15 protein-coding genes and 1 other annotated feature are annotated in these 13,287 nt (G+C 50.3%); of the genes, 14 read left to right on the forward strand and 1 reads right to left on the reverse strand.

The window, feature by feature from the left end:
- The first annotated feature begins 50 nt into the window (after nt 1–50).
- The 14 genes from tmk (at nt 51) to IPP75_01295 (ending at nt 12,811) form a co-directional block, all read left to right on the forward strand.
- Nucleotides 51–1,631, forward strand: a complete 1,581-nt coding sequence (gene tmk / locus IPP75_01230; GenBank protein ID QQS69746.1) for a dTMP kinase — start codon at nt 51–53, stop codon at nt 1,629–1,631.
- Nucleotides 1,632–1,679: 48 nt separating this feature from the next.
- Nucleotides 1,680–2,546: a hypothetical protein gene (locus IPP75_01235; GenBank protein ID QQS69747.1), complete on the forward strand. Its 867-nt coding sequence runs from the start codon at nt 1,680–1,682 to the stop codon at nt 2,544–2,546.
- Nucleotides 2,547–2,708: 162 nt separating this feature from the next.
- Nucleotides 2,709–2,858, forward strand: coding sequence for a hypothetical protein (locus IPP75_01240; protein ID QQS69748.1), 150 nt, complete (start codon nt 2,709–2,711; stop codon nt 2,856–2,858).
- Entirely contained in the window at nt 2,858–3,208 is a 351-nt protein-coding gene (locus IPP75_01245) for a hypothetical protein (protein ID QQS69749.1), read from the forward strand. The genes IPP75_01240 and IPP75_01245 overlap by 1 nt, the downstream gene beginning before the upstream one ends.
- Nucleotides 3,205–3,582: a RidA family protein gene (locus IPP75_01250; protein QQS69750.1), complete on the forward strand. Its 378-nt coding sequence runs from the start codon at nt 3,205–3,207 to the stop codon at nt 3,580–3,582. Before IPP75_01245 ends, IPP75_01250 begins: the two co-directional genes overlap by 4 nt.
- An 11-nt stretch (nt 3,583–3,593) precedes the next feature.
- Nucleotides 3,594–5,078, forward strand: a complete 1,485-nt coding sequence (ilvA, locus tag IPP75_01255) for a threonine ammonia-lyase, biosynthetic (GenBank protein QQS70141.1) — start codon at nt 3,594–3,596, stop codon at nt 5,076–5,078.
- 315 nt (nt 5,079–5,393) lie between these two features.
- The gene (locus IPP75_01260; protein ID QQS69751.1) at nt 5,394–6,584 is read left to right on the forward strand and encodes an alcohol dehydrogenase catalytic domain-containing protein; all 1,191 of its coding nucleotides are present in this window, start codon (nt 5,394–5,396) and stop codon (nt 6,582–6,584) included.
- Between the two features lie 144 nt (nt 6,585–6,728).
- Entirely contained in the window at nt 6,729–7,901 is a 1,173-nt protein-coding gene (locus tag IPP75_01265) for a glycine C-acetyltransferase (protein QQS69752.1), read from the forward strand.
- Nucleotides 7,902–7,903: 2 nt separating this feature from the next.
- Nucleotides 7,904–9,202, forward strand: coding sequence for a phosphoglucosamine mutase (gene glmM, locus IPP75_01270; GenBank protein QQS69753.1), 1,299 nt, complete (start codon nt 7,904–7,906; stop codon nt 9,200–9,202).
- Entirely contained in the window at nt 9,199–9,804 is a 606-nt protein-coding gene (locus IPP75_01275; GenBank protein ID QQS69754.1) for a GNAT family N-acetyltransferase, read from the forward strand. Before glmM ends, IPP75_01275 begins: the two co-directional genes overlap by 4 nt.
- A 15-nt stretch (nt 9,805–9,819) precedes the next feature.
- Nucleotides 9,820–9,953, forward strand: a sequence feature (ribosomal protein L10 leader region).
- A 150-nt stretch (nt 9,954–10,103) separates the two neighbouring features.
- Nucleotides 10,104–10,628 (forward strand): 50S ribosomal protein L10, encoded by a 525-nt coding sequence (locus tag IPP75_01280; GenBank protein QQS69755.1) that lies wholly within the window; start codon nt 10,104–10,106, stop codon nt 10,626–10,628.
- A gap of 140 nt (nt 10,629–10,768) precedes the next feature.
- Nucleotides 10,769–11,149 carry a 50S ribosomal protein L7/L12 gene (gene rplL / locus IPP75_01285; protein QQS69756.1) on the forward strand — a complete coding sequence of 127 codons (381 nt, stop codon included), beginning with the start codon at nt 10,769–10,771 and terminating at the stop codon, nt 11,147–11,149.
- Nucleotides 11,150–11,413: 264 nt separating this feature from the next.
- Entirely contained in the window at nt 11,414–11,923 is a 510-nt protein-coding gene (locus IPP75_01290) for a hypothetical protein (protein QQS69757.1), read from the forward strand.
- A 6-nt stretch (nt 11,924–11,929) separates the two neighbouring features.
- On the forward strand, nt 11,930–12,811 hold the full coding sequence (locus IPP75_01295; GenBank protein QQS69758.1) for a DMT family transporter: 882 nt from the start codon (nt 11,930–11,932) through the stop codon (nt 12,809–12,811).
- A 26-nt stretch (nt 12,812–12,837) separates the two neighbouring features.
- On the opposite strand, the gene IPP75_01300 is transcribed toward IPP75_01295, so the two are convergent.
- Nucleotides 12,838–13,284 (reverse strand): hypothetical protein, encoded by a 447-nt coding sequence (locus tag IPP75_01300; protein ID QQS69759.1) that lies wholly within the window; start codon nt 13,282–13,284, stop codon nt 12,838–12,840.
- Nucleotides 13,285–13,287 lie beyond the last annotated feature (3 nt).

Raw genomic sequence — 13,287 nt, forward strand, 5'->3', positions numbered from 1 at the left:
GATGAGGTGTTTTACGGGGGGAGGGGGAGGTGTATAATGAGCAGTGAATTATGAGTCGTGGCAAATATATTGTACTAGAGGGCGCTCAGGGCGTTGGAAAGTCCACCATTGCCAGTATGGTTTTGCACGAGTTGCAGCAGCTTGGTATATCTGCGCGTACCATGCACGAACCGGACGGCAAGGCAGATGCTACGACCAGAGAAATACGCCGTCTTACCCAAGACCCAAAATACCCCATGAACACCCGTACTGAGGTACTGCTATACAACGCCGCTCGGAGCCAGTCGCTTGAAGCTGTTCGTGCCGCCCGTGACAGTGGCGATATTGTCATCGTGGACCGCAGCTACCTTACCACGCTTGCCGTCCAGTTTTATGGCAGAGGCGACATACAGGATTATCAGCGTCTAAATGACATCGTTTCTTTTGCAGTTGGCGATATGTGGCCGGACATGACCATTGTGCTCGATGCACCTGTGCAAATGCTGCACGAACGCGCCAAAAAACGCGGCGAAACCGAGCGCTTCGACAACCTACCCCCTGAAACTCTTGAACGCATACGAGCCGGTTACCTCTGGGAGGCGAAGCAGCGAAACATGCCCGTAGTATATGCAACTGGTCGTGTCGATGAGGTTTTTGAGGCAGTCTGGAGGCACATTGCGGTGCTACTTGAGCTCGAGAGTACTACCGAAACTGAACCGACGTCTATTGCCGTGGTGCTTGCAAAAAGCCCGGCCGCAGCAGTTCTAAGCGCCAAACTAAACACTGAACCAAGTCGTGAACCACATACATACTACATCCCACCGAGCCTCCCCGACGATGTGCAGTGCGACTACTGTGACGATATAGAACGGATGCTTACCAATCGACGCAAACTGGTGCATAAGCTTGCGACCCATATGCGAGCGGAAAATACAGCCATGCAAGATGAGACAGTTGCAAAAAAAGCTGCGCTCAGGCTGCTAAGACCGCTCCTTCCGGTGGCGTGCGCCCGTGACGAGCTGCGAAACCTACTAAGAACAACCGAGCCCTTAGAACTTCCCACCGACATACAAAAACGTCTGCCAAATGGATTCGCCAGCGGTACTGAACGCGTTCGACTTGTCAGCTATGCTCCTCGCAACGAGCTCGACCTACTGCCCAGCATGCTTTACGAATCGCTCGACCTACCCATAAATGAAGTGAAAGCTACGGTGGAAAAATGGCCCTACGAGGTGAAATCACAGCTTTTTATTGACTATGTGCGCCAGTATCCCAACGGCAAAGCGCTGGCTGGTGCAACCTATGAATGGGACTTTTTGGCCGAGTTTGGTTTGCTACAGGATTTGCCAGATGAAGTTCGCTCCCGCGTTAAGCTCCAACCTCTTACGCCGCGCTATGGTTATGACGTGCCCACCGAAATTGAGGCAGCCGGCCTGAGCGACGACTACGACGCCATATTCGACCAAAGCCTTCAGCTCCAAAGTACTCTCCAAGCCCGTGGTTTCACCACCGAGTCTCAGTACGCCACCCTCCTCGGCCACAAACAACGCTGGAACATCCAATTATGTTTTAAAAACCAAAAATTTTTTGACGAAAAGTGTATGAGAATAAATTCGATTACCGCAGAGAAACATCCACTATTATTTAAATAATTTTGATACAATATTGTTTCTTTTGCCATTACGTTTTAGGATAAATCAATGAATACGCTTCCTTCCTGGTGCGCACGAGCACCAGGCATTCAGGCCTACGTGGCACGACCATTTGCAAACGAGTTACCTGAGAGACAGGCAATTCACGATGCTCTCGGAACTGGGATTGCCAAGGCGACAGACGCTTTCCTAGAAAATTGGCAGCAATCTGACCCCACTTACGTGACGCACGATTATAGCTTATCTGCGGGTTGGCTGGCGTTGAGTAATAGCCTCGTCAATGGCTATAAAAAATCACATTGGAATTTAGTTCAAACCGACACAGATTACGTACAAGCACTTGGTACTGCACTAGATGCTTATGAATCTTTCAGAGGTGCAAAAGTGCCTGCAGCTACATTTAGAAGATGGCGAATGGAGATACACGAGTTATTTATACGGGCTGTTGGAGAAGGCATACCTACTTCCGTTGCAATGTTTGCCGTTGCTCCGAAAGTTGTCGCTAGACAGTACCCAACCAAGTCAAAGTCGGAAACACTTTTAATAGCAAACAGTCTACTACCCAGTTTAGTCCGAATGGGTATACTTCAGGCACGCCTCAGTCAAGAAGGTAACGACACAAGACTGGATAGAGTTTCTGTAACAACAGAGAGAATAATTGGTAAAAGAGACTATAAAAGCCTGACCTATGTTCCAGAAGCCTTTACAATTTTATACGACCATCACAGAAAACCATATATTGCGGATAATGCTAGCAATTACGCGGGTTCAGACCTGATGGCCCCATTCAAGGGCTGTCCAGCGGTCTTGAACGCAAGCGTTACGAAAATCAATCGTCTTATTGCTCAAATTATCGTTAGTCAGGCGGCATACGCGCAAGTATTGGGGGTTGACGCCAACACTGAAAAGGGGTAGCATTACCGCTATGTCATCAACTATGCGAAGCCTCATTATTATTCTCGGCCTACACGGGCTGTGCTTCAGCATGGTTGAAGCCTCGAGAACATAATCTCGCTAGCACAGTCCGAAACCAAATGGCTTCAACCGAAGCCATTTTTAATATTTTTGAGGAAAGCTATGAAAGAAAAATACAGACAGGATCCAGTTGATGTCCATGCAGATGCATATGTGGGCTATCCAGGTGTGCAAGAAGCTATACGAAACACTGGTGATGATGGTGGGGTAGGATCGGTTGTTGCTCCACATTTTTTTGAGGTGGCGGCATAATGGCAAAGCGAAACTATGCAGGTCGTTACGGAACGCGGCAAGCAATTCACAATGCTCAATCAGCGATCGCTAGACACCAACGGGCATGGGAGTTATTTGTAGATGCATCTGCACAGAGACCTAATATTGATCTATTAGATGAAAGTGAAGCAAATATGTTCTTAGCGACTACGGCTTTAGATACTATGTATCGACTAGGGCATTCACGTCGAGCTCGTGCAGCAGGCTTTTCTGAAACCGCACAAAGAAATCGAATTGGAAGAGATGTGGGATTAACGTTCACTGGGTATATTGTCGAATCGCCAGCTGCAGCACGTAAACAATCCGCCATAGAAGGACTAGCGGCATGAGTGGAAAAACATATGGGCCGTATAGTCCGTTTCGGTTGGCGAATGGTTTTGTGTATACCTCTGGGCAGGTTGGGGCAGTGAAGGGTGTAGCCGAACCGGATATTCGGTCGCAAGTTGGTCAGGCGCTCGAAAACCTTGCTGGCGTACTAGACGATGCTGGTTGCGAGCTTAGTGATGTGGTAAAAACCACGGTATTTCTGACCGACATGAAGCATTATGCAGCTATGAACGAAGTGTACGCAGCGGTCTTCGAGAAAGCTGGTGCGGCACCAGCCAGAACATGCGTAGCTGTGGCCGAGCTACCGCGCGTCGCAAACAATCCACTTTTGGTCGAGGTTGAGGCCGTTGCACTCCTTCGGGAGTATAAAAAGTGAGCCCAACTACCATAAATGACATTGTCCGCGAAGTCCTTACCTCGCGCGTGTACGATGTGGCCCGTAAAACGCCACTTGAAAAAGCAGCAAAACTTAGCGCCAAGCTAAATACTAACGTTTACCTCAAGCGTGAAGATATGCAGCCAGTACACAGCTTTAAACTGCGTGGTGCATACAACAAAATGTGCCGATTGACCGATGCCGAGAAAAAGCACGGCGTCATTGCCGCCAGCGCAGGCAATCATGCCCAAGGTGTTGCCTTAGCAGCGAAGAAACTGGGGCTATCTGCGCTCATCGTCATGCCCAGAACAACACCAAGCATAAAGGTCGAGGCAGTGAAGCACTACGGTGCAGAAGTGATGCTGACAGGAGATAATTATACTGAAGCCGCCGAAGTCTGCGCGGCACTCTCTAGAAAGACAAAGCGGACGTTTATCCACCCATTCGACGACCTGCTCGTCATAGCCGGACAGGGCACCATAGGCCAAGAAATCATCGAACAGCTACCAGATGTCACGCATATTTTTGTGCCCGTGGGGGGCGGAGGACTGATAGCCGGTATTGCTCACTACGTGAAAGCTGTTCGCCCAGATGTACAAATAGTAGGAATAGAACCAGTCGATAGTGCCGCCATGACGAAAAGTTTGGCAAGAGGCGAGCGCGTAGTCCTCAAACACGTCGGTATATTCGCCGATGGTGTTGCCGTGAAGCAAGTCGGGGAGCACACATTTGCCGCAGCGCAGCGGCTAGTGGACGACTGCATAACCGTTAGTACAGACCAAATCTGTGCGGCCATAAACGATGCGTTTGACGCAACGCGCACCATTCTGGAACCGTCTGGGGCACTCGCGCTTGCAGGTATAAAAAAGTATGACCTCCCCAAAGACGCACACGCTGTAGCAATTTGCAGCGGTGCAAACGTAAGTTTTGAGCGGTTACAGCAAATTGCCGAACGCATGCTCATTGGCTCTGGACGTGAAGCCCTGGTAGCAGTGACATTGCCTGAACGCCCTGGCGCATTTCTAGAGTTTTGTGACCGAATCGTTGGCAAGCGCAGCATTACGGAATTTTCTTACCGGTTTCGTTCGCGCGCTGTTGCCCATGTGCTTGCCGGTATATCGGTAAAAGACGCCAGCGACAAGGCTGAACTGCTCGCGCTCATGTCAAAGCACGGCTTCGACCACGTAGACTTATCCGATGACGACATCGCCAAAGAACACGTACGACATATGATAGGCGGCCCCGGTCCCGCAAAAGAACTGCGCTACCACGTAGAGTTTCCGGAACGACCCGGGGCGCTCGGTGAGTTTTTGCACACTGTGGGTACGAAATGGAACGTATCACTCTTTCACTACCGTTCGAGCGCAAGTGACATTGGCCGCGTACTTATCGGCTTTGAAGCAACCGACCGAAGTGAGCTCGAAGCAAAACTTGCTGCGACCGGCTTTACCTTTTCGCGGGCTAACGCCAACCCTGCGCTCACCATTTTTGGATAAACTACAAGCTCCAAATAACAAATAATACCTAAATTCTAAGCACGAATCTCGAAACAATATCGAAATTTCAAATTCAAAATGGGTGGCACTGCCGGCTGAAACCTGGGATGCTTTTTTGTTTTGAATTTATTCTTCACGAATTTCGCACCAGCCAAGTGCGTGTTCTTTTGAATATTCGAATTTGTTTAGAATTTAGAATTTAGATATTAGGATTTGTTTGTCGTTTGTCATTTGGAATTTCGAGTTTGGTATGGTAACAAATGTGTGACACCGCGTATACTGGTGTGGTAGCACGTTATGAGGGAGACTAGTGCAATGCGTGGACTTATTATCGATACAGCAAATCAAACATGGGATGAATCTCGCGGCTTTAGCCTGGCCGAACTTGAACGGCCAACGCTCAACGAAGCAGCCGACCCTGACGACGCCAGCTCCGTCATTGTCCGGGTGAAATACGCTGGCGTATGTGGCAGTGACCGCGGCCTCTGGTACCGCAATGCCTTTAAGGACCAGTTCTTAAAGGCGCTTGACAGGGATAGTATAAAAAGCCGTGTGGTCGGGCATGAATTTGTGGGCGAAGTGGTAGAAGCCGGCTCAAAGGTGAATTCACTTTACTGGGACCCAGACCCCAAAAACGTTGCCAAGATAGAGATTGGTAGCCTCGTTTCGGGTGACAGCCACGTCACGTGCGGTCGTTGCTATCAGTGCCGAATTGGTCAGGCAAATGTGTGTATGAACGAAGCAATCTTGGGTATAACTATAGACGGAATTTTTGCCGAATACGTAAAGCTACCCGCCAAAAACCTCTGGGCCATAGACAAAAACCGCATTCGCCCCGAAGTTGCTGCCATTATGGACCCCTTTGGTAACGCTATTCACGCCCTCACAAAAGTTGATGTGCGCGGACAGCGTGTTGCTATATTTGGCGCGGGACCAATCGGACTCTTTAGCATACTAATAGCCCAAAAATTTGGTGCCGCCAAAGTCATTGCAGTCGATGTCAGCGACGCAAACCTCGAGCTTGCAAAACAGTGCGGCGCCGACGAAACCATTCTCATCGAGAAATCTGAAAAAACAAACGCTTGGGAACATGACGCCAGCGTTGTTGAGCGAATTCGAGAACTCACCTACGGAAAAGGTGTTGACGTAAGCATGGAAATGGCTGGTCCTGCCAGCAGCGTCAATAACGCCATTGATAGCACTCGCCGCGGCGGCCACGTTGTACTGTTCGGCGTGAAAGACGGCGACCTTGTAATACCGCAGTTCCCACGGCTGATTGTTGCTGGGCTGACGCTACACTGCATCATCGGACGGGAAATCTTCAACACCTGGCAACTGTCGCAGCGCGTTCTCGCACAGACCAGCAATGGCGTACAGGACAAGGTGTGGAATGTCATTCTTAAGGGCGGGCAAGACACCATGCTAAACCTGAGTGAATTTGACCCCGCGGTCTTCGAACAAAAAATGAACGAACACCCGAAACTCATCTTTAATATGGAGGCATAATGAATAAATTACCCCGTCACCATTATCCTGTCACATTGCATTCACCTTTTACCATTAGCGATGAAAGAACTAATCATTACAAGATAGTGAATAATGGTATGTGACACGTCACAGGATAAAGGCTAATCAGAAAGGATTTTACTCATGTACACGTCGCTCAAACCCATCCTCGACACCGAATTGCAAAGCATAAAAGACCAATCGCTCTGGAAAGAAGAGCGCGTTATTATGAGTCCGCAAGGCCGCGAAATCACGGTTGACGGCAAAAAGCTGCTGAACTTCTGCGCAAACAACTACCTTGGCTTTTCCGGAACAGATGGCGTGCGAGAAGCGTCTGACGCCGCCCTGGCGCGCTGGGGGTTTGGCCAAGCCAGCGTCCGCTTCATTTGCGGTACTCAGGGTATACACAAGGAACTCGAAGCCGCCACGGCCGAGTTTGTCCGCATGGATGATGCTATCCTCTACTCATCGTGCTTTATGGCAAATGTGGGGCTCTTCCAAACCTTTTTCGGCCCCGAAGACGCTATCATTAGCGACGAGCTCAACCACGCCAGTATCATTGACGCCGTACGGCTCACCAAGTCCGAGCGCCTCATTTATACCCACATGGACATGGCCGACCTTGAGGCCAAGCTCCAGAGTGTCAAAGACAAACGCCTCAAAGTTATCGCTACCGACGGCGTGTTTTCTATGGACGGTCACATTGCTCCGCTGAAGGACATTTGCGACCTAGCAGACAAGTACAGCGCCCTTGTTATGGTGGACGACGCGCATGCCACCGGAGTTTTAGGTGCAACCGGCCGGGGCACGCCAGAGTTCACCGGTACCGAAGGGCGCATAGACTTCCTGACCGGCACCTACGGCAAGGCGCTCGGCGGCGCTGGCGGTGCTTTCATTGCCAGTCACCAAGAGGTTGTTGACTACCTTCGCCAACGCTCTCGCACCTACCTCTTTAGTAATGCCATGGAAGTCGGCACTTGCGGCGCCTCGCTGTACACCCTTGATTACATTCAAAAGCACCCTGAGCTTGTCAAAAAACTGAAAGACAATACGGCGCTGTTCCGGACCCTTATGAGCGAGGCGGGCTTCAACGTGGCTGGCGGCGAACACCCCATTACGCCTATTATGTTTGCCGAGGAAAAAGACGCCGTAGAAACCGCACGCAAGCTCTTCGAAGAAGGCATTTACGTGGTGGGCTTTAGCTTCCCGGTTGTACCAAAGGGCAAAGCTCGCATTCGCGTGCAGATTAGCGCTGCTCACACCGAAGACGACATTCGCCTGCTCGTTGAGAAGTTTGTCAAAGTAACAAAGAAGTAGCCATGAGTAGAGAACTATTTGGCACCGATGGCGTCCGTGGCCTCGCAAACGAGTATCCGCTCGACGATGCCGGCTCGCAAGCAATCGGCCGCGCCGTAGGCACCTATTTTGCCAAAGCCGGGCAGCAGATTGTCATCGCCTGTGACACACGCGAATCGTCTGAGCGAATCGTAAGGCAGGTTGCCAAAGGGCTTCAGGGAGTTGGCGTACGAGTGGTGTTTATGGGCGTGCTACCAACCCCAGGTCTCGCCTATATCACCGCGCAGCACGACAATTTTGTCGCTGGCGTGATGATTACCGCTAGTCATAATCCGTACGAGTTTAATGGTGTTAAAGTATTTGGACCGGACGGAGGGAAGCTCCCAGACGATACCGAAGAGAAGGTCAGCCACGACATAGCACATGGCGTCCCCGACCGCAGTGGCGGGAGTTATGAGACGAGGCCAGAGCTTGTCCAGGAGTACGAAGATTTTCTAGTGGCATCGGCAGGAGGCGCGTCGTTTTCAGATATGCATCTGGTGGTCGACGCGGCGCACGGTGCCGCCTTCCGCGTAGCCGCGCGGGTATTTGAACGACTTGGCGCACGCGTCACCCCGCTCGCAGTTTCACCTGACGGACGGAATATCAATGCCGCCTCTGGTGCCACTGACCCCAGCGCTGCGCAACAACTGGTGGTTTCCGGCCAGGCCGACCTCGGCATTGCACTCGACGGTGATGCCGACCGACTAATTCTGATAGACCACCTTGGCCGAGTATTTGACGGTGACCATATTTTGTACTTGCTTGCGGTTGGCCTTGAAAAAACCACGGTAGTTGCGACGGTCATGTCAAACCTTGGCACCGAACAAGCGCTGGCAGCCCATAGCATAGCCATGGTACGAACGGCGGTTGGCGATAGATACGTACTAGAATATATGGTCGAACATGGCGACACACTAGGGGGCGAACAATCCGGTCATATCATTATGACCGACCTCAGCACTACTGGCGACGGGCTGCTGGCAGCGGTGCAGGTTCTGTGTGTTCTCAAAAACTCCGGCAAATCTCTCGCAGCTTGGAACGAAGAGGTGGAAACAGTGCCCCAAGCACTGGTAAATTTCCGCATAGAAGACAAAATGAGGTTAAACATCCAAGAGGTGCAAGACTACATCCGGGTGAAATCAGCCGAACTCGGCAGCGCCGGTCGCATCCTCGTCCGTCCCAGCGGCACTGAACCACTCGCTCGCGTCATGGTAGAAGCGCCAAATGCCAACGACCTTGCTCAAGAAATGGCAACCCACATAGCGGAGCTCGTCCAGTGAAACCATTCCCAACCCAACTTGCAACGACTCCTGTTGCTCTCGGCCCAAACGATACAGAAGGGTCAACAGCGGCAGCTCTCCAAACCCTGGCCGAAAAAGGTTTTTACGTCCAACTTGGCATAACAGCCGCAGACGTGACTGCCTTGCAGGCGCTTTCTCACCAAACATCAATTCTGAAATACTGCCCGCGCGATTGCACCGAGCGCTTCAAAGATGAACCAACCGTACGTCACTGGCTGCTGAAGGAACGGCTGGTGTTTCTACTGAAAGAAAAGTCTACCGAACGGCTCGCAGGCGTTGCTTGGACCGGCCCTGGCACATCACCGCATGTACCTGACGGTAAACTCACCGGCGGCTTACGGCTCAGTGAAACGTTTCAGGGGCTAGGGCTAGCGACACCATTTCTTAAGGTAGTGCTTGAGCACACAAAAAACGAGTATTCTCGTGAGCTCCTCTGGTTTGAGTGCTGGGCGAGTAATGCTGGTGCAGTTCACGTCTACCAAAAACTCGGCTTTAACATAGTCGAAACAGAGTCGGCAAGCCGCCCAACCCCTACAGGAGCTAGCGAACCCGATACACGTACCTATATGGTGCTTGCATAATTTGAAATTGACATGGTATAATTACCTCTGTTACCAAAGACAGTGACTGCTCAGGAACAAATGGGCTTAATTTGTCACCGAGGCGACGAAATCATTTTATTTCGTTCATAAACGCTTTTGGTATACAAGAGCGTTTTCTTTATGTAACAAGAACATCAACCTGGTCGATGTTGAAGTTCTCCCTATAAAAACTAATGCTCAACCCGGGTAAGGGAAAAGAGCAGCCAGAGCGAAAACCGTGCTTTTCGCCCTGCGCGATGAGAAAAACCGTGAGGTTTGTCTCTATTACCAGGAAATGAATGGCACTAAGTAAAACCCAAAAAGATGACGTGGTCGCAGAAGTTGCTGACCTACTGAAATCTGCCAAAATGACCGTGGTTGCCAAATACCAGGGCACAACCGTGAAGGCGCTCCAGCAGCTCCGCCGCGATGCCCGTGGCAATGGCACCCGCGTAAAAGTGGTTAAAAACCGCCTCGTCATTAAGGCATTGCAGCAAAACGACTCACTGAAAGATGTCAGCACCAGCGATTTACAAGGTATGCTGCTGTACGCTTTCAACAGTGAAGACGAAGTAGCTCCCGCCCAAGCACTGAAAGAATTTGCCAAAGCAAACCCTACCATAGAGTTTGTTGGCGCTTTTAGTGCAGACGGCACCTACATGGACGCCGCTCAGGTGAAAACCCTGGCAGACCTGCCAAGCAAGGAAACACTCATTGGCCAAGTGGTTGAAACACTGCTTTCACCGGTCAACGACGTTACCAATGCGCTTTCTGGCAACCTGCATGCACTACTGGACGGCGTACGCGACAAAGCAGCTGCTTAGTCGCTTCATTAACAATTATCCTGTCACCTGTCACAATGGATTACCGATTGGCGTGTAACGATTGAGCTTCAATGGCTACATGCTACAGGTTAATTCTACGTGACATGTCACAGGTCACACGATAATCAAGGAGATAAATTATGGCTGATGTAAAAAAACTCGCCGAAGAGCTCACCAAGCTCACTGTACTAGAAGTAAACGAACTAAAAAACATCTTGAAGGATGAATACGGCATTGAGCCCGCTGCTGCAGCTGTTGCTGTTGCTGCAGGTCCTGCCGCTGGCGGTGAAGCCGCTGCTGCCGACGAAAAGGCTGAATACGACGTGAACCTGAAGGATGCTGGTGCTCAGAAAGTTGCCGTCATCAAAGCTGTTAAGGAACTAACTGGTCTCGGCCTCGGCGAAGCAAAAGCTCTCGTAGACGGCGCACCAAAGGTTGTACTTGAGAAAGCTAAGAAAGAAGACGCTGAAGCTGCCAAAAAAGCCCTCGAAGAGGCTGGCGCTACTGTCGAACTTGTCTAGTTGTAATGAGAGAACTGCGAAACGTTCTCTCATCATTTCAGGTTTCGAGCAAACGCTCTCAACCTGGACAACTCTCTCCTAAAAGGTATATATTCCCGGAATAAATCCGGGAATATATTAATTACGATAAATTTATCCACAGGAACCCATAGATATTTGACGTGCGCTTTTGACTTGCTTTGCCCGGTGTGGTACGTTTAAGGTAAGGTATTATGAAACCGTGTTGAGTTAGAGGTGAAAAAAGGGAAATAGAAAGAAATAATTATGGCCGACTTACCCGATAAACAAATTAAGCGTCTCCGAACACTTATACAAGAAGCGGAAACAAATCTCGCTGCCGCAAACGAGCTGCTGATTAGCCTTGTAGGTGACGATGTGAAAGTACAGGCCAAAGTAAGCGATGAAGTCCTTGGTAAGGTTATTGAAGGTGTTTTTGACGGCCAAAATATGGTCGGCAGTGACGGCAAAACCTATCCCGTGCCCGCAAACTATGCCAGTAAGTCAAAGCTGGTTCAGGGCGACATACTCAAACTTACCATAGCAGATGACGGCGCATTTCTATACAAACAAATCGGGCCAATCCCTCGTAAGCAAGTCGTTGGTCAGCTCAAGCTCGAAGGTGGCCACTACTTCGTGAGCGTCGGCACCAAAGACTACCGCGTATTACTTGCCAGCGTCACGTATTTCAAAGCCAAGCCCGGCGACCAGGTTTCTGTAAATGTTCCCGAAGAAGATGCCTCGGCCGAATGGGCCGCCCTAGAGGCAGCACTCTAAAGACTCATGTGGGTAGTTGCGCTCGTTATTAACCTAGTGTTGTTTGTGACATCTACACTCCTTCGTCGGCGTTTTGCACAGTCACACACTGTTCCGGCTAGCGTCACTCTTGCTATCTCTTATACTTTGGGTGTTATGCCCCTAAGCATTGCTGCAGGTTTTTTGTTTCCGCACAATATAGACTGGTCATATTGGACCGCATGGCTGCTGTTTTCCGCCAGCTTACTGGTAGCTCTCTTTATTTGGCTTTCGTTTATCGCCATACGATATCTGCCAGCCGCACTAAATCAAACCATTTTTCAGACACGTATTATCGTAACCATACTACTTGGGTGGTTGTTTCTGGGGGAAGGTCTTACTGCTAACCAGCTTATTGGTGCCGCCTGTATTTTGGCAAGCGGTATCATTGCCGTGTGGGCACCGGCTAAAGCCCACCGCCACGGCAAAAGCACACACGAGCACCTTCTGAAAGGTGTATTTTTCACGCTTGCCTCTGCGCTATTTCTCGGAGTGGGCGTCGTCGTGGAAAAGGCCGCAATTCAGTACATGGACATAGGAGCGTTCTTTATCTACGGATTTGGCATGCAGTCGCTGTGGCTGGTGCTTCTTGCGCTGTGGGATTGGCACAAACAGCCCAGACTACAGCTTTCGCGGCAACTTGTGAAAGAATCAGTGCTTCTTGGCATGGTCGTCGCCGGGATTGGTGTGAGCTATTTTGCGGCTTTACGCGGGGCAAACAATGTTTCGCTTATAGCAGCACTTACCGCCACGGTACTCCCGCTAACGGCCATAGCGGCTCATTTCATACTAAAGGAGCGAGATGACGACAAACTCCTCTGGATAGCAATTAGCCTCGCCATAACAGGCGTGGTAGTTACTGCTTTGTAGCACCTTACCTTACCTACTTGCTCATGCTATTTCTTGTTGCGAATAAGCCGGATTTGAACTGCTGCAATCCGAGCCGTAGAGCCACAGCTTGGTTTCCCTAGACTGGTTGCGATGCGTGCACCCATGTGGGCAAGCCTTCCGCAGCCAACGAGTACACTATATTTGTGTCTCTCTAACTGAGCTAGTCTATCTTCAGCCCACTTCTGTGTTTGCTCCGAAGACTCTATATCTCGCCTAATTCCTTCTTCGGACCACATGCCGTCCAATAACTCCCACGCCGGGAGTAATGCGCCAGAGCTCTGTCCGGTCTCAAATCTGTGTTGTTCTTCTATGAGTCGCATCCTTGCATCCATGGCACCTTCCTCAAGCCGTGCAGGACGAGTAGCCGCATGTCCTAAAATATCAGCAGTTTGAGCAATTTGTGCGTTCAGCTTAACCATAACCGGACAGTTCTCTGGACATGTAAATGACATAGT

The sequence above is a fragment of the Candidatus Saccharibacteria bacterium genome (assembly GCA_016700375.1).
Taxonomy (GTDB): Bacteria; Patescibacteriota; Saccharimonadia; order Saccharimonadales; family UBA4665; genus JAGXIT01.